Source organism: Aeromonas sp. BIGb0445 (assembly GCF_024809075.1).
Lineage (GTDB): Bacteria > Pseudomonadota > Gammaproteobacteria > Enterobacterales > Aeromonadaceae > Aeromonas > Aeromonas rivuli.
This window is the reverse complement of sequence record NZ_JANUES010000004.1, coordinates 144,335-159,625: the sequence shown is the minus strand read 5'-3', so window position 1 is coordinate 159,625 and position 15,291 is coordinate 144,335. Positions and strand designations below refer to the sequence as shown.

At 61.1% G+C, this 15,291-nt stretch carries 15 protein-coding genes; 8 read left to right on the top strand and 7 right to left on the bottom strand.

Going from position 1 to position 15,291, the window contains the following annotated elements; translation table 11 throughout:
• The first annotated feature begins 10 nt into the window (after nucleotides 1-10).
• The 3 genes from M2367_RS10650 to purF all read left to right on the top strand — a co-directional run bounded on the left by M2367_RS10650 (nucleotide 11) and on the right by purF (nucleotide 3,754).
• On the top strand, nucleotides 11-1,600 hold the full coding sequence (locus tag M2367_RS10650; protein WP_224432736.1) for an AbgT family transporter: 1,590 nt from the start codon (nucleotides 11-13) through the stop codon (nucleotides 1,598-1,600).
• Nucleotides 1,601-1,723: 123 nt separating this feature from the next.
• Nucleotides 1,724-2,215: a CvpA family protein gene (locus M2367_RS10645; protein WP_224432737.1), complete on the top strand. Its 492-nt coding sequence runs from the start codon at nucleotides 1,724-1,726 to the stop codon at nucleotides 2,213-2,215.
• A gap of 18 nt (nucleotides 2,216-2,233) precedes the next feature.
• Nucleotides 2,234-3,754: an amidophosphoribosyltransferase gene (purF, locus tag M2367_RS10640; RefSeq protein ID WP_042042894.1), complete on the top strand. Its 1,521-nt coding sequence runs from the start codon at nucleotides 2,234-2,236 to the stop codon at nucleotides 3,752-3,754.
• 84 nt (nucleotides 3,755-3,838) lie between these two features.
• Here purF and M2367_RS10635 read toward each other — a convergent pair whose 3' ends face one another.
• Nucleotides 3,839-4,438, bottom strand: a complete 600-nt coding sequence (locus M2367_RS10635; protein ID WP_042042893.1) for a Yip1 family protein — start codon at nucleotides 4,436-4,438, stop codon at nucleotides 3,839-3,841.
• A gap of 151 nt (nucleotides 4,439-4,589) precedes the next feature.
• Between M2367_RS10635 and M2367_RS10630 the strand changes: the two genes are divergently transcribed.
• Nucleotides 4,590-5,357, top strand: a complete 768-nt coding sequence (locus M2367_RS10630) for a tRNA isopentenyl-2-thiomethyl-A-37 hydroxylase MiaE (protein WP_042042892.1) — start codon at nucleotides 4,590-4,592, stop codon at nucleotides 5,355-5,357.
• Nucleotides 5,358-5,516: 159 nt separating this feature from the next.
• On the opposite strand, the gene M2367_RS10625 is transcribed toward M2367_RS10630, so the two are convergent.
• The 6 genes from M2367_RS10625 to pspF all read right to left on the bottom strand — a co-directional run bounded on the left by M2367_RS10625 (nucleotide 5,517) and on the right by pspF (nucleotide 12,182).
• Nucleotides 5,517-6,317 carry an ATP-binding cassette domain-containing protein gene (locus M2367_RS10625; RefSeq protein ID WP_224432739.1) on the bottom strand — a complete coding sequence of 267 codons (801 nt, stop codon included), beginning with the start codon at nucleotides 6,315-6,317 and terminating at the stop codon, nucleotides 5,517-5,519.
• 97 nt (nucleotides 6,318-6,414) lie between these two features.
• Nucleotides 6,415-7,413, bottom strand: coding sequence for an oligopeptide/dipeptide ABC transporter ATP-binding protein (locus M2367_RS10620; RefSeq protein ID WP_224432740.1), 999 nt, complete (start codon nucleotides 7,411-7,413; stop codon nucleotides 6,415-6,417).
• A 64-nt stretch (nucleotides 7,414-7,477) separates the two neighbouring features.
• A complete protein-coding gene (locus M2367_RS10615) occupies nucleotides 7,478-8,371 on the bottom strand; it encodes an ABC transporter permease subunit (protein WP_224432741.1) in 894 nt (297 codons plus the stop codon).
• Nucleotides 8,355-9,314, bottom strand: a complete 960-nt coding sequence (locus tag M2367_RS10610) for an ABC transporter permease subunit (RefSeq protein WP_042042888.1) — start codon at nucleotides 9,312-9,314, stop codon at nucleotides 8,355-8,357. Before M2367_RS10610 ends, M2367_RS10615 begins: the two co-directional genes overlap by 17 nt.
• Before the next feature lie 120 nt (nucleotides 9,315-9,434).
• Nucleotides 9,435-11,030, bottom strand: a complete 1,596-nt coding sequence (gene sapA / locus M2367_RS10605; RefSeq protein WP_224432981.1) for an ABC transporter substrate-binding protein SapA — start codon at nucleotides 11,028-11,030, stop codon at nucleotides 9,435-9,437.
• Between the two features lie 84 nt (nucleotides 11,031-11,114).
• The gene (gene pspF / locus M2367_RS10600; protein WP_224432742.1) at nucleotides 11,115-12,182 is read right to left on the bottom strand and encodes a phage shock protein operon transcriptional activator; all 1,068 of its coding nucleotides are present in this window, start codon (nucleotides 12,180-12,182) and stop codon (nucleotides 11,115-11,117) included.
• 195 nt (nucleotides 12,183-12,377) lie between these two features.
• On the opposite strand from pspF, the gene pspA reads away from it, so the two are divergent.
• From pspA to M2367_RS10580, 4 genes are all read left to right on the top strand, one after another.
• Complete coding sequence (gene pspA / locus M2367_RS10595) at nucleotides 12,378-13,055, top strand: phage shock protein PspA (protein WP_042042885.1); 678 nt, start codon at nucleotides 12,378-12,380, stop codon at nucleotides 13,053-13,055.
• A gap of 3 nt (nucleotides 13,056-13,058) precedes the next feature.
• Nucleotides 13,059-13,295 (top strand): envelope stress response membrane protein PspB, encoded by a 237-nt coding sequence (pspB, locus tag M2367_RS10590; RefSeq protein ID WP_005907556.1) that lies wholly within the window; start codon nucleotides 13,059-13,061, stop codon nucleotides 13,293-13,295.
• A gap of 94 nt (nucleotides 13,296-13,389) precedes the next feature.
• The gene (gene pspC / locus M2367_RS10585) at nucleotides 13,390-13,797 is read left to right on the top strand and encodes an envelope stress response membrane protein PspC (RefSeq protein ID WP_224432743.1); all 408 of its coding nucleotides are present in this window, start codon (nucleotides 13,390-13,392) and stop codon (nucleotides 13,795-13,797) included.
• Entirely contained in the window at nucleotides 13,794-15,209 is a 1,416-nt protein-coding gene (locus tag M2367_RS10580; protein WP_259236665.1) for a YcjX family protein, read from the top strand. The genes pspC and M2367_RS10580 overlap by 4 nt, the downstream gene beginning before the upstream one ends.
• The last annotated feature ends 82 nt before the right edge of the window (nucleotides 15,210-15,291 follow it).

Sequence of the window (15,291 nt, the reverse complement as noted above, 5' to 3'; positions counted from 1 at the left end):
GGAGTAATTGATGACGTCGAGGACGACACCATTGGCGCCCGCGCGCCCCGGCCTGTTCAACCGCTTTTTGAACGGGGTCGAATGGCTTGGTAATCTGCTACCACATCCCATCACACTATTTGCCCTCTTCTCCCTCACTCTGATTGTGGCCTCCGGCATCGCCGCCTGGCTGGGCGTCAGCGTGGTGGATCCGCGCCCGGAAGGGGCGCCCGGCCGCAGCGTCGACGGCATGATCACCGTGGTCAGCCTGCTCAGTGCCGAAGGCTTGCAACGCATCGTCTCCAACCTGGTGACCAACTTCACCGGCTTCGCACCGCTGGGCACTGTGCTGGTGGCGTTGCTCGGGGTGGGCATTGCCGAACACTCCGGCCTGCTCAGCGCCGCCATGCGGGGCATGGTGATGAGCGCCTCCCGCCGCATGGTCACGCTGACCATCGTCTTTGCCGGGATCATGTCCAACACGGCGGCCGAGCTTGGCTACGTGGTGCTGATCCCCCTGGCGGCCATGATCTTCCACTCCCTGGGTCGCCATCCTCTGGCGGGTCTGGCGGCGGCCTTTGCCGGTGTCTCCGGTGGCTACTCTGCCAATCTGCTGCTTGGCACCGTGGATCCCCTGCTCGCAGGCATCACCCAGATAGCGGCCCGCATCATCGATCCCGGTTATGTGGTCGGCCCCGAGGTGAACTGGTACTTCATGTTCGTCAGTACCTTCCTCATCACCGGCCTGGGCGCCTGGGTGACCGAGAAGATAGTCGAACCCAAGCTCGGTAAATATGACCCGAGCGAGGCGAGTGTCTCTCTGGATCAACAGGCAGAGTCCCTGACTGCCCGGGAGAAGCGTGGCCTCTGGTCGGCCCTGGTGGCCGTGCTGGTGGTCAGTGGCCTGCTGGCGCTGACCGTGGTACCAGCGGATGGCATATTGCGCCATCCTGAGACGGGGGCCATTGCGGGCTCTCCCTTCCTGCACGGCATTGTCGCCTTCATCTTCGTCTTCTTCGCCGTGCCAGGTTTTGTCTACGGCAAGGTCGTGGGCACCATGAAGAGCGACAAGGACGTGATCAAGGCGATGTCCACCAGCATGAGTACCATGGGCATGTACATCGTCCTGGTGTTCTTCGCGGCCCAGTTCGTTGCCTACTTCTCCTGGACCAACTTCGGGACAGTGTTTGCGGTCAAGGGGGCAGGGGCCCTGCAGGCTCTGGGCCTGACCGGTCCCGGTCTCTTCTTTGGCTTCATACTGATGTGCGCCGTCATCAACCTGATGATTGGTTCGGCATCGGCCCAGTGGGCGGTCACGGCGCCCATCTTCGTGCCCATGCTGATGCTGATTGGTTACTCCCCTGAGGTCATCCAGGCGGCATACCGGATCGGGGATTCAGTGACCAACATCATCACCCCCATGATGAGCTACTTCGGCTTGATCCTGGCGGTGGCGGTGCGTTACCAGAAATCCTTAGGGATAGGCACGCTCATTGCGACCATGCTGCCCTATACCCTGGTATTCCTGCTGGGCTGGAGCCTGCTGTTCTATGTCTGGGTGTTTGTGCTGGGGCTGCCGGTCGGTCCGGGCGCCGCCACTTTCTACCCGGCACAGGGCTAAGTCATCAGGGGCGCCAACTGGGCGCCCCTTCATTTTTGGCGGGGAAGGGAAGAAGTTTCCCAAGCAATCCGCAATCGTTTTTGTTAGAATTCGCCGCAATTTTGCAAGACACACGAACGACTCATGGTTTGGATTGATTACACAATTTTGGGCATCGTTGCCCTCTCAGCCCTGATAAGCCTGGTGCGTGGTTTCGTCAAGGAAGCCATGTCCCTCGTTACCTGGTTTGTCGCCTTCTTTATCGCCAGTAACTTCTACCCCGATCTCGCCGTCTTCTTCACCTCCATCACCGATCAGCTACTGCGCAATGGCTTGGCCATCGCGGCCCTCTTCGTCGCAACCCTGATCCTTGGCGCCATCGTCAACTATGTGGTGGGGGAGCTGGTCAACAAGACGGGGCTATCGGGTACGGATCGGGTACTCGGCATCTGCTTCGGTGCCCTGCGTGGTGCGCTCATCGTCAGCGCCCTGCTGTTTTTTATGGATACCTTCACCAGCCTGCCTCAGGCGGATTGGTGGCAGGGATCCCGGTTGATCCCCGAATTCGGGCTGGTCATCCAGTGGTTCTTTGATTTCATGCAGAACTCATCGAGTTTTCTTAAACAGGTACAGTGACTTCGAGGTAGCAAGGACATGTGTGGTATTGTCGGTATAGTTGGCACCACCCCCGTCAATCAGGCCCTCTACGACGCCTTGACGGTGTTGCAGCACAGGGGCCAGGACGCCGCCGGGATCGTGACCATTGATAGTGGAAACTTCCGGCAACGCAAGGCCAACGGCCTGGTGAAGGACGTGTTTGAAGTGCGTCACATGCAGCGACTGAAAGGGCATATCGGCATTGGACATGTCCGATATCCCACCGCCGGCAGCTCCAGCGCCGCGGAAGCCCAGCCTTTTTACGTCAACTCCCCCTATGGCATGGTGCTGGCCCATAACGGCAACCTCACCAACGCCAAAGATCTGAAAGAGCAGCAGTTCAAGGTCGCTCGCCGCCACATCAACACCACCTCGGACTCCGAAGTGCTGCTGAACGTGCTGGCCCACGAGCTGGATCTGTGCGACAAGATGGCGCTGCGTCCGGAAGATATCTTCCAGGCCGTGCGCAAGACCCATCAGCAGATCCGTGGTGCTTACGCCGTGGTCTCCCTGGTGATAGGCCATGGCCTCATCGGCTTCCGTGATCCCAACGGCATACGCCCGCTGATCCTGGGTCGCCGTATCGATGAACAGGGCCAGCTCGAATACATGCTCGCCTCCGAGAGCGTGGCACTCGATGCCATCGGGTTTGAGACGGTACGTGACGTCGCCCCGGGCGAGGCCATCTACATCACCGAGCAGGGCCAGCTCTTCTCCGAGCAGTGCAGCGATGCGCCGCAGATAAATCCCTGCATCTTCGAATACGTCTACTTCGCTCGCCCGGACTCGTGCATCGACAAGGTCTCCGTCTATGCCGCGCGCCTCAACATGGGTCGCAAGCTGGGCAAGAAGATCGCCCGTGACTGGGACGATCTGGACGTGGATGTGGTCATTCCCATCCCGGAAACCTCCTGTGATGTGGCGCTGGAAATCGCCCACACCCTGGGGCTGCCTTACCGCCAGGGCTTCGTGAAGAACCGCTACATAGGCCGGACCTTCATCATGCCGGGCCAGACCCAGCGCAAGAAATCGGTGCGCCGCAAGCTCAATGCCATCGGCTCCGAGTTCAAGGGCAAGAAGGTGTTGTTGGTGGATGACTCCATCGTCCGTGGCACCACCTCAGAGCAGATCATCCAGATGGCCCGCGAAGCTGGCGCCGCCAAGGTCTACTTCGCCTCGGCCGCCCCCGAGATCCGCTTCCCCAACGTCTATGGCATCGACATGCCAACCGCCAACGAGCTGATCGCCCATGGTCGTGAAGTGGAAGAGGTGTGTGCGCTTATCGGTGCCGACGGGCTGATATTCCAGGATCTGGAAGACCTGGAAGAGGCGGTGCGTGAGCTGAACCCGGAACTGCGTCACTTCGAGACCTCGGTGTTCAACGGTAACTACGTGACTGCGGATGTGGATCAGGCTTATCTGGATCACCTCAACTCCCTGCGCAACGACGACAACAAGGCGGTGCGTGAGTGGCAGGAAGAGACCAACAATCTGGAAATTTTTAACGAAGGCAGTTAAACGTTTTCCAGGTTGTGTGAGACAGCATGCAAGACAACGGAGGCCAATGGCCTCCGTTTTTCATGGGCATTAGCCGCATTCCGGCTAGCTGGTAAAGACGGGCCCCAGCCCCCAATCCCAGACGAGCACAGTCCCCGCCATCAGGCAGACCAGCAACACCAGGCCGCATGTCACCATGGAGCTGGCATAGATGAAGCCTTGCTCCTCGGGGATATGCATCAGTATGGGGATGCCGGTGTAGAGCAGGTAGATGGACCAGGCCAGCCCCACCAAGCCCACCAGCATGATGAACCACATCACGGGATAGAGGGCGGCAAAGCCGGTCATGAACAGCGGGGTTGCCGTGTAGGCGGCCAGCTCCAGCGTCTGGGACATATTGGGGTTGGCGCCGAAGGTGCGGGCCATCCAGAGTGCCAGTACTGCCAACAGGACGACGGCGACCATGAGCGCCAGATACATGGCGCTCGCCATCCAGACGCCGCTACTCATGGTCAGCATGATGGGATCGCCGCGGCCCACTTGCCAGCCAATGTGCACGGCGGAGAAGTAACAGCAGACGGCGGGGATCAGCGCCATCAGCGCGACATGGGTGAGGCTGTGGCCGACGGTTTCCTGGTGGTCGTCTATGTCGTGCCACTCATCTTTCGGGTGGGCGTAAAGCCCCCATATATGGTTCAGGATCATGATATTACCCCTAAATATGGCGAACCTCGGCTGGTTTGCCCTGCCATTAGTTATTGTTAATGATCTCCTGGTCGTCAAGGCGGGGGCTGGACTCGAGTTCCCCGCCAAGATCCGGTAACATGGCGCCCCCATCCCGTATCGAGGTCATTCGATGGACGCCTTGCTCGCGCCAGTTCGCCAATTTCTGCACTGTGACACCCCGGATGAATGGATTGAGGTTGCGCGGGATCCTGCCAATCTGCCCACACTGCTCATCGACCATGCCAACTGCGAGAACAAGGCCGCGCTCACCGCTCACAGTCTGGTGCGTCGTTACTGTCTGCCCAAGGGCAAGCGCCACCTATTGCCCAAGCTCGATTTTTACCGGGAGCTGGATGCCTTGCCTGAGAAGGCGCAGATCCTGGGCAAACGCACCATGGGGGAGGAGGCCAGGACGGTCTTTGACGAGCTGGAGCGCAACGAACTGCTGGTAAAGATGGTGCGTCTCATCCAGGAGGAGTTGCACCATTTCGAACAGGTACTTGAACTGATGGCGGCGCGCGGCATTCATTACGGCGCCGTGAACGCTTCCCGCTACGCGCGCAGCCTGCTGCAACATGTGCGCACCTATGAGCCTGCCGCCGTCGTCGACAAGATGATCATCGGCGCTTATATCGAGGCGCGCTCCTGTGAGCGCTTCGCCAAGTTGGCACCGCATCTGGATGAGGAGCTGAGTCGTTTCTATACCTCTTTGCTGCGCTCCGAGGCCCGTCACTATCAGGATTATCTGGCGCTGGCCGAGCAGTATGCCGGTGAGGATATCAGCGAGCGTGTCGCCTTCTTCGGCGCCCTGGAGGCGAGTCTCATCCTCACGCCCGATGAACAGTTCCGCTTCCACAGCGGTCCCCCTGTCAGATCTGACAGTGGCTGCACCCAGTAGGGGCACCTATCCTTGCAAGGGTTCCTGAACACAAGCGACGCAAGTGTCATGTTTGAGCGCAATTCCCGGCCACAGTGCCGGGTTTTTTTATGGGGAAAATAAGGGGGAGGGAAGAGCGGCTATGCCGCCAGCCGAGACGGGCGGCTGGCGGCGGCAAGCTTAGCGGCGATATTCGTTGTTGTAGTTCTGGATAAGTTTCTTGGTCACCCCATGCTGGGGATCGGCAAAGACCTTGAGGGTCTTGCCACGCTCGACCACCTGGCCATCATGCATCACCAGCACCTCGTCGCTGATGTGGCTCACCACCCCCAGATCGTTGGCCACCAGCACGTAGCTGAGCCCCATGGTCTCCTGCATCTCCAGCAGCAGGTTGATGATCTGGGAGCGTACCGAGATATCCAGGGTCGACAGGGCCTCGTCGGCGACCACTATCTTGGGATTGAGGATCAGTGCCCGGGCCAGGGCAACCCGCTGTTGCTGGCCTGCCGACAGCATCTGGGGGTAGAAGAAGGCGTGATCCGCCAGCATGCCCACCATGCGCAGAGTCTGCATCACCTTCTCCTCCCGCTCCTCTTCACTCAGCTCGGTATTGAGGCGCAGTGGCGTCTCCAGGATCTGGCCCACCCGGATCTTGCGATTGAGGGAGGAGTTGGGGTCCTGGAATATCATTCGCAGCAGCTTGCAGCGGGCCTGATAATCCCCATGGCGCATCAACTGCCCCTCGATGTGGATCTCGCCGCTGGACGGTTCAATCATGCCCGCCAGGATCCGCGCGAGGGTGCTCTTGCCGGAACCCGCCTCACCGACGATGGCCAGGGTCTGGCCCACCTCGAGATCGAAGGAGAGCGGCTTGACGGCCTGTACGGCGCGGGATCGAAACAGGCCAGTACGGTTCTGATAGGTCTTGCTGAGCGACCGGACCTGGAGCAGAGAGGGGGAAAAAGTGGGCTCGTTCAACACAGGTATGACTCCGGGATCAGCATAACGACGGGAACATGGATCCGCGTCCTGGGGTGAATGCGCTCAGGCATTGCGGTACGCAACGGGAGGCTGGCCATCATTTCTTGGGCTCCTCCATGTTCAGGGGGAAGTGACAGCTGAACTGATGGCCCTTGATCTTGCTCATCAAGGGGGTCTGCACGCAGAGCTTCTGGGCGTGGGGGCAACGGGGCCCGAGTCGACAGCCGATCGGCAAGTGCTGCAGGGGGGGGATCACCCCGGGCAGGGTCTCGAGTCTGGACTTGTGACGCACCAGCTTGTCAAAATCCGGGATCGACTGGAGCAGGGCATGGGTATAGGGGTGATGGGGCGATCCCAGGATCTGCTCCCGTGTGCCCACTTCCACCATCTGGCCGCAGTACATGACATTGATGTTGTCGGTCAGGTTGGCGATGGCGGCGATGTCGTTGCTGATGATGAGGATGGTGGTGTTGCCCAGCTTGTTCATCTTGTCGAGCAGACGCAATATCTGGGAGTGGGTGGTGGACTCCATGGCGCTAGTGGGCTCGTCCGCCACCAGCAATCGCGGCTGGTTGGCAATGGCCATGGCGATCATCACCTTCTGACACATGCCGTCCGACAGCTCATGGGGATAGGCCCGCATCACCTTGCGGTGATCTTTCACGCCGACTCTGTGCAGCAGGGCGATGGCCTGCTTCTTGCGCCATTGGAAACTCTGCCAGAGCTTGCCCTTGAAGGCGGTGGTGGGGATGGCAGCCTCCAGCTGGGTGCCTATCACCTCCGAGGGATCCAGGCAGCTGGTGGGATCCTGGAAGATCATGGCTATCTCGCGACCCATGATGCGGCGTCGCTCCCTGGGCTCCATGGTGAGCAAGTCCATGTCATTGAAGCGCATCCGATCGGCCCGCACCGTCCAGTTATCCTTCTGGATACCGACAATCACCTTGGCCACCAGACTCTTGCCCGAGCCGGATTCCCCCACCAGACCGCGGATCTCCCCCTCGCTCAGGGTCAGGCTCACCTTGTCGACGGCCTTGACCTTGCCCTGGGGCGTGTCGATTTCGATGGTGAGGTTGCGTATATCAAGCAGTGGCATCAGGCGATCCCTCCTGTGAGAGGGGTGGAGATGCCCGGGCTGCGAATATCATGGTTCACCCGCATCAGTCATTTCCCTCTTTGAGTGCTTCTCTTATTCCTTCACCGACCAGGTTGGTGACCAGCACGCTAAACAGGATGGCCATCCCTGGCAGAGTGACTGTCCAGGGCGCCAGATAGATGAGGTCGCTCGAGTCGGCCAGCATGGTTCCCCACTCAGGTTGGGGGGACTGGGCACCGAGGCCGAGGAAGCCCACCGCCGATATATCCAGTATGGCAGCCGACAGGGTGCGGGTGGTCTGGGCCACCAGGGTCTCGACGATGTTGGGCAGCACGGCCAGCCGCATGATGCGCCAGGGGGGCGAACCGTCGAGGCGGCTGGCGATGATGTACTCCTTCTGCATCTCGGTATGGACGGCGTTATAGGTGGCGCGGATGAAGGGCGGGATCAGCGCGAGGGTGATGGCGATCAGGGTATTGCCAAGACCGGGGCCCAGGATGGCGACCATGATGATGACCATCAACAAGGACGGAATGGAGAGCAGGGTATCGAGCAGATGGTGCAGTACGCTCGACTTCAGCCCTCGGCTCATGCCGGCCAGCATGCCGATCAGGGTGCCGATCACCATGGCGATCGTCACCACCCCCAGGGCATAGCCGAAGGTGAGCCGGGCGCCGACCACCAGTCGCGACAGCATGTCGCGGCCCAGATCATCGGTGCCGAGGAAGTAGTCGATATTGCCGCTGTTGGCCCAGGAGGGAGCCAGCAGCAGATGCTCGCTGTGCTGCTCATCTATGCCATAAGGGACCAGCAACGGGCCAATCAGGGTCAGCAGCAGCAGGGCGACAAAGCACCAGAGCCCGGCCATGGCCAGTGGATTACGCCGGTAGGCCGCCCAGGTCTGCTCCAGGGGGGAGAGGATCCGCAGCTCGGGGTAGAGATTATCCTTGTCTTGCATACAACTCCTTGCGCCGCGCCGGATAGATGAGCGTGGTCAGCAGGTCGGTACTGACACTGATGAAGATGACGAAACCGGCGACCACCAGGGTGGCGCCACGGATGGCGGCATAGTCCTGCAGGGCGATGCTGTTGATGAGCCAGCGTCCTATGCCATGCCACTCGAACACCACTTCGGTGATCATGGCGGAGGTGAGTACACTGCCGAGCTGCAGGCCGAGCAGGGGCAGCACCGGGGGCAGGGCATTCTTCAGGCCATGGCGCCAGACAATCTGGCGGCGGGAGAGGCCGCGACTGGCGGCAGCCTTGATGTAGTTCTGCTTCATCACGTCGATGAGGGAACTGCGCACATGGCGGATCACCTCTGTGGTGGGCACCACGGCCAGGACCAGAGAGGGCAGTATCATGTGGCGCAGGGCATCGTGCAGCGCGGCATCACGCCAGGGCTCCTCGCTCAGCAGCACATCGACCAGGGCGACCCCGGTGATCGATGGCACGTCATAGAGCAGACTGAGCTGGCCGGAGGCGGGCAGCCAGCCGAGATCCAGGGAGAAGAACATCACCACCAGCAGCGCCAGCCAGAACACGGGCACCGCGTAGCCGATGAGGCCGGCGGTCATGATGCCCATATCCAGGCCACGACCCTGATAGAGGGCGGCCAGGGTGCCCAGCGGAATGCCGATACACAAGGAGATGGCAAAGGCGGCGACGCACAGGCTCAAGGTGGCCGGGAAGTAGTGGCGGATCTCATCGAGCACGGGGCGCCCCGAGACGCTGGAGACCCCCAGGTCTCCCTCGAAGATATGGCGCAGGAAATCGGGGTAGCCGCTCCAGAAGCTCGGTTGCTGGCCGAGCAGACGGTAATCGAGCAGATAAGCGACCACCGTCAATGCCAGCAGGGTGATGAGCAGCAGATTGATACGACGCAATATGTAAAACAGCATGCTAGTGCCTCTGCGACGGGATGAAGAGGGCGTCCCCCTGGGGACGAATGAGCAGGCCAGCGCTGTCAGCAGGCTGGTCGGAGGCTAGCCATGGCAGGGATGATGTCCGGATTGGCATGCTCATTTGCGGTGGACCTGATTGAAGGAGGTGCCACCGAAGGGCATCAACTCCAGCCCCAGCACGTCCTTGCGACTGGCCTGGATACGCAGGGCATGCGCCAGGGGGATCAGGGGCAGCTGCTCGTTGAGCATGCGCTGGGCATAATAGTAGTTGCGCAGCCGGAACGAGAGCTTGCCGCTGCCCACCGCATCGTCGAGCAACTGATCGAAGGCCGGGTTGCACCAGCGGCTGTCGTTGTTGCCCTGGGCCACGGCGTTGCAGCTCAGCAGTTGGCGGAAGAAGTTGTCCGGATCGGCGTTGTCGGCCATCCAGCCCGATAACAGGCTGTCGTAATTCCCCTTGCTCAGACGCTGCTCTATGACGGGAGCCTCCTGCTGCACGATGCGCAGCCGTATGCCCACCTCGGCGAGATCGTTGCGGATGAGCTGAGCCGTCTTCAAGGCGTCCGGGTTGTAGGGGTGCGAACCCGGCGGCACCAGCACCTGCATCTCGAAGCCCTGTGGCAGTCCTGCCTCCTTGAGCTGCGCCCGCGCCCGGTCGAGATCCTGCTTGCGACTCGGCGAGCTGGGATCATAACCCCAGGAGCGCGGCGGCAGCAGGCTGTTGGCACTCTGGCCTGTCCCGAAATAGACCGCTTGCAACAGATTGGGCACATTGATGGCACTGGCGATGGCCTGGCGTACCTGCACCTTGTTGAAGGGCGCCTTGCGGGTATTGAGGGCGAGGAAGGCCACGTTCATGCCGGGCTGCACCGCCAGGGTGAGATCATCATGCTGCTGGATCACCGACAGCTGACTGGCGGAGGGGTAGCTCATCACGTCACATTCACCGGTGAGCAGCTTGGCGAGCCGCTTGGAGGATTTGGGGGTGATGTCATAGACCAGCTGTTCGAGGGGGGCCGGGCCGCGCCAGTAACCGGGATGGCGCTCGAAGCGGATGAACTCGTTGTGGCGATACTCCTTGAAGCGAAAAGGGCCAGTCCCTATGGGGCGGCTGTCGAGCAGGGCGGGGGTACCGGCGGCCAGCATGGCCTGGCCATACTCGGCAGAGAGCACCACCGCATAGTCACTCGCCAGGGTGGCGAGGAAGGAGGCATCGGGGCGATTGAGCTCGAATACCACCTGATAGGGGCCCGTCTTGCGCACACTGTGCAGCAGATTATCCAGCCCCAGGCTGGTGAAATAGGGGTAGTGGCCGCCAGAAACATGGTGATAGGGGTTCGCGCTGTCGAGCAGCCGCTGCCAGGTGAACAGCACATCGTCGGCGTTGAGGGGGCGACTGGGGGAGAACCAGGCGGTGTGATGGAACAACACATCCTGACGCAGGTTCAGGGTGTAGATGAGCCCATCCTCGCTCACCTGCCAGTCGCGGGCCAGACTGCCGTGCAGCGCCAGGGTATAGGGATCCGATTCCAGCAGGCGATCGTAGAGGGGGCGGGCGCTGGCATCCAGGGTTGCCCCCGAATTGGCCAACTGGGGATTGAAGGTCTGGGGCGCCCCTTCGCTGCAGTAGATGAGCCCCGTTGTGGAGGCTTCCGTCTGTTTCTGACAGCCGCCAAGCAGTACGAGACTGGCGAGCAGCAGTGGTGTGAGCATTCTCATTATGAAACCATGTCGTTAGCAAGTTGGCGAAGCCGATGGCCCCCACGGCGGCGACCTGTCACAGGACGCTCCACCTTTTCAGACGGGGTCATTGTCCCCGTCCAGCAGCTGATATTTGCGTAACATCCCGCGAAACTGGTGGTAACTCAGGGTCAGCAGTTGGGCGGCTTTGCGCTGATTATACTGGGATTGTCGCATCGCTTGCTTGAGTAAATCTATCTCGACGCTCGCCACCTGGGTTTTCAGATCGCAAGGCAGGGTCGGCAAAGAGAATGAAAAAGCCTCATTTGTATCAGCTGTATCCGCCTCTTGCCCCGTGGATCCTCGGACCGGCTCGATGCCGGTGGTGGACGCGGTGCGCCGCGCCCCGGGACGCCAGGGAGAGTCGAAGGGGTTTATCACCAGTTCGCCGAGGGCCAGCCTGGGATTGGCCTGACGATAGATGCTGCGTTCAATCACGTTCTTGAGTTCGCGCACATTACCGGGCCAGTCGTAGTCGTGCAACCGCGCCTTCGCCTCCCGGGAGAAACCGGCAAACAGATCGTAACCCAGCTCTCGGGTCATGCCGTGGGCAAAATGCTCCGCCAGCAACAGGATGTCGTCGCGCCGCTCACGCAGGGGGGGCAGGGTGATGACATCGAAGGCCAGCCTGTCGAGCAGGTCATGGCGAAAGCCGCCACGTTCGGCCAGGGCAGGCAAGTCTTCATTGGTGGCGCACACCAGCCGCACATCCACGCTGAGCGCCTTGGCACCGCCAACCCGTTCGAACTCACCGTATTCGATGACCCGCAGCAGCTTCTCCTGAACCCGGGCGCTGGTGGTGGCCAACTCGTCGAGGAAGAGGGTGCCCCCATCGGCGCGCTCGAAACGGCCCTGATGGCGCTTGGCGGCGCCGGTGAAGGATCCCGCCTCGTGGCCGAACAGCTCGGTTTCCAGCAGGCTCTCACTCAAGGTGGCGCAGTTGATGGTGACAAAGCTTTGATCCCAACGCGGCGAGAGATAATGTAGGCGATGGGCGATCAGCTCCTTGCCGGTGCCCCGCTCGCCGATGATGAGCACGGGTTTGCGCAGTGGCGCCAGCCGTGAGGTCTGTTCAACTATCTCGAGGAAGGCGTTCGACACGCCAAGCAGGCTTTCCGTGGCCATGATGTTCCCTGTGGTTGGTAAAAGCTGGTCAATCTTACCAAGAGTTGGTTATTTTTATCACCCTACTGTTCTTCATTCGAGTCATGTGGCATGGTGTTCCTAGATAAATCATTGGGTTAGCGATATTTAAATATTTGGCATGGTGGTTGCAATACTCGAATGGTAAATCACTCATGCAATCAAAGGAGTCTCATCATGAGCATTTTTTCCCGGTTAGCCGACATCATCAACTCCAACCTGACGGCGTTGCTGGACAAGGCGGAAGATCCGCAAAAAATGGTGCGCCTGATCATTCAGGAGATGGAAGATGAGTTGGTCAAGGAGCGCTCCAACCTGGCTCGCTTCCTGGCCGATCAGAAAGAGATTGGCCGCCAGGTCGCCCGCCATCAGGAGCGGGTCGACGAGTGGCAGAGCAAGGCCGAGCTGGCCCTCTCCAAGGGGCGTGAAGATTTGGCGCGCGCCGCCCTCATCGAGAAGAAGAAGCAGGCTGAGCTTGGCGATAACCTGGCGCGTGAGCGCCAGGCCGTGGACGCAGGCATCGACAAGCTGGGTGACGAGATCCGCCAGCTCGAAGCCAAGCTCGAAGATGCTCGCGCCCGTCAGAAGGCCATGGTCATCCGCACCGAGGCGGCCAGCAGCCGCTTGAATGTGCAGAGCCAGGTCGCCCGTGGCGGCAGCCAAGGGGTGGTCGACAAGTTTGAACGCATGGAGCGCCGTATTGACGAGATGGAGGCCCGCGCCGATCTTGGGCAGTCCGACAAGACCCTGGCGAGCCAGTTTGCCGAGCTGGAAGTCGACGATCAGATCAGCCGCGAGCTGGATGCCCTGCGCCAGAAGATGGGTCAGGCCAGCGACGGCAAACAGGGAGAGTAATGCATGGAAGACATTCTTGGCATATTCGTGGCACCCATCATGGTCTTCATGGTGGTGGTCGCCCCCATCTGGCTGGTGCTGCACTACAGGGCCAAGGGGCGGATCGGGGTCGGACTGGCCGATAACGAACGGGATCAGTTGCAGGGCCTCTTGCAAAAAGCCGACAAGATGCAGGAGCGGGTCGGGGCCCTCGAGTCCATTCTGGACGCCGAGGTACCTGGCTGGAGGAACAAGGTATGAGCTTCTCTATGCTGAATGATGAGTCCCGTATGGGTATATTCGGGGTCTCGGTATCCAGGCAGGACGCCGAGGTACCTGGCTGGAGGAACAAGGTATGAGTGAATCCTTTGGACAAGAGAGCCGCCGCAATCTCTACCGCGATCCCCAGAAGGGGCGTATCGCCGGTATCTGTGCCGGTCTCGCCGAGTACTTTGGGGTCGAGACCTGGATAGTGCGATTGCTGGCCATCAGTGGCCTCATCTTCGCCGGTTTCATCACCTTCACCGCCTATATCGCGGCCTGGTTCCTGCTCGACAAGAAGCCGGTGTTGCTGACGCCCGACTCGCCGACTCCTGCGGAGAGCCGGATGAAGGCCCATAGCTGGCAGGCGGGCATGACGCCGCTGCAGGCCCTGGACAAGGTGAGCCGCGAGCTGGCCGCCCTGGAGCCCAGGGTGCAGCAGATCGAGAAACTGGTGACCTCCAAGGAGTTCACCCTGCAGCGAGAATTCAACAAACTTTGATACGCACTCTAGAGAGAAAGCTCTCGGCCTTGCAGCACAAGGCCGAGGACGCGGTGAATCGGGTGCGTGACAGGCACCTGCGTCTGGCGGTGACCGGCTTGTCGCGCAGCGGCAAGACCGCCTTCATCACCGCCCTGGTCCATCAGCTCGAGCATGCTGCCATCGATGGCCGCCTGCCCCTCTGGGATGCCGCCCGTCAGGGGCGTCTGCTGGGCGCGCGCCGCGTGCCTCAGCAGAATCTGCACATTCCCACCTTTCCCTATGAGCGGGGGCTGGGCAGCCTCTTCGCCCATCCCCCCGCCTGGCCTGAGGCGACCCGTGGCGTGGCCGAGGTTCGCCTCGAGCTGCGTTATCGCACCCGCCACCCTCTGCGTCGCCACTTGGGGGAGGTATCGACCCTCTATCTGGACTTGGTGGATTACCCGGGGGAGTGGTTGCTGGACCTGCCGCTGCTTGAGCTGAGCTACGAGCAGTGGAGCGAGCAGGTGCGCGAGCAGCTCAAACGCCCCGCCTTGCAAGCCCTGGCCGCGTCCTGGCAGCTGACCGAGCAGGGTCAGCCTTGGCGAGCGGAGCAAACATTTGATGAGGGGGAGGTGGCGCGTCTCGCCGAGCGTTACACCGACTATCTGCATGCCTGCAAGCGCGAGCTGGGGCTGCACCTCATTCAGCCCGGTCGTTTCGTGCTGCCGGGGGAATATCAGGGGGCCCCCATGTTGCAGTTCGTGCCCTGGGTCTGGGAGAGCCCCGCGGGAACCCTGGGGGAAGAGAGCCTGTATCTCACCCTCAAGCGGCGCTTCGAGCAGTACAAGCAGCATCTGGTGCAAGGCTTCTACGAGCAACATTTCGCCGGTTTCGATCGTCAGATAGTGCTGGTGGATTGTCTGCAACCCCTCAACGCCGGGGCCGAGAGCTTCGGCGACATGCAGCAATCCATCGCCCGCATCATGGAGAGCTTTGCCTATGGCAAGAGCAGCTGGTGGCGCCGCTTGTTTGCGCCGCGCATCGACAAGCTGCTGTTTGTGGCGAGCAAGGCCGATCACGTCACCCCGGATCAACATGCTCCCCTGGTCTCCTTGCTGCAGCATCTGGTGCAGAGCGGACGGGGTCAGGCGCGCTTCGAAGGCATCGCGACCGAGTGTCTGGCGCTGGCCTCCATCAAGGCGACCGACGCGGGCAAGGGCATGGCGGGCGGGCGCGAGTTTCCTGCCATCAAGGGCACCAGTCTCGCCGGTGAGCCACTGCTGATATTCCCGGGGGAAGTGCCGGCCCAGATCCCGTCTGCCGCCTGGTGGCAGGGTCAGCAATTCGACTTCCAGGCCTTCCGTCCTCTGCCCATGAGCCCCCATCAGGCGATGCCCCATATTCGCCTCGATGCCGCCCTGGAGTTCTTGCTGGGCGACAAGCTGGAATAGCGGCCATTGGGGTCCATCAGGGCAGAACGCCATGGCCTTGCATGATATGTCTCTATGCTCCCCGGCATGTCTGCTGGGGAGC

Coding starts and splice junctions, on each gene's coding strand:
- sapA (WP_224432981.1), bottom strand. CDS start 11,030: ATGCTCACACCACTGCTGCTCGCCAGTCTCGTACTGCTTGGCGGCTGT.
- M2367_RS10650 (WP_224432736.1), top strand. CDS start 11: ATGACGTCGAGGACGACACCATTGGCGCCCGCGCGCCCCGGCCTGTTC.
- pspF (WP_224432742.1), bottom strand. CDS start 12,182: ATGGCCACGGAAAGCCTGCTTGGCGTGTCGAACGCCTTCCTCGAGATA.
- M2367_RS10630 (WP_042042892.1), top strand. CDS start 4,590: ATGGACGCCTTGCTCGCGCCAGTTCGCCAATTTCTGCACTGTGACACC.
- purF (WP_042042894.1), top strand. CDS start 2,234: ATGTGTGGTATTGTCGGTATAGTTGGCACCACCCCCGTCAATCAGGCC.
- M2367_RS10645 (WP_224432737.1), top strand. CDS start 1,724: ATGGTTTGGATTGATTACACAATTTTGGGCATCGTTGCCCTCTCAGCC.
- pspB (WP_005907556.1), top strand. CDS start 13,059: ATGGAAGACATTCTTGGCATATTCGTGGCACCCATCATGGTCTTCATG.
- M2367_RS10635 (WP_042042893.1), bottom strand. CDS start 4,438: ATGATCCTGAACCATATATGGGGGCTTTACGCCCACCCGAAAGATGAG.
- M2367_RS10610 (WP_042042888.1), bottom strand. CDS start 9,314: ATGCTGTTTTACATATTGCGTCGTATCAATCTGCTGCTCATCACCCTG.
- M2367_RS10620 (WP_224432740.1), bottom strand. CDS start 7,413: ATGCCACTGCTTGATATACGCAACCTCACCATCGAAATCGACACGCCC.
- pspA (WP_042042885.1), top strand. CDS start 12,378: ATGAGCATTTTTTCCCGGTTAGCCGACATCATCAACTCCAACCTGACG.
- M2367_RS10615 (WP_224432741.1), bottom strand. CDS start 8,371: ATGCAAGACAAGGATAATCTCTACCCCGAGCTGCGGATCCTCTCCCCC.
- pspC (WP_224432743.1), top strand. CDS start 13,390: ATGAGTGAATCCTTTGGACAAGAGAGCCGCCGCAATCTCTACCGCGAT.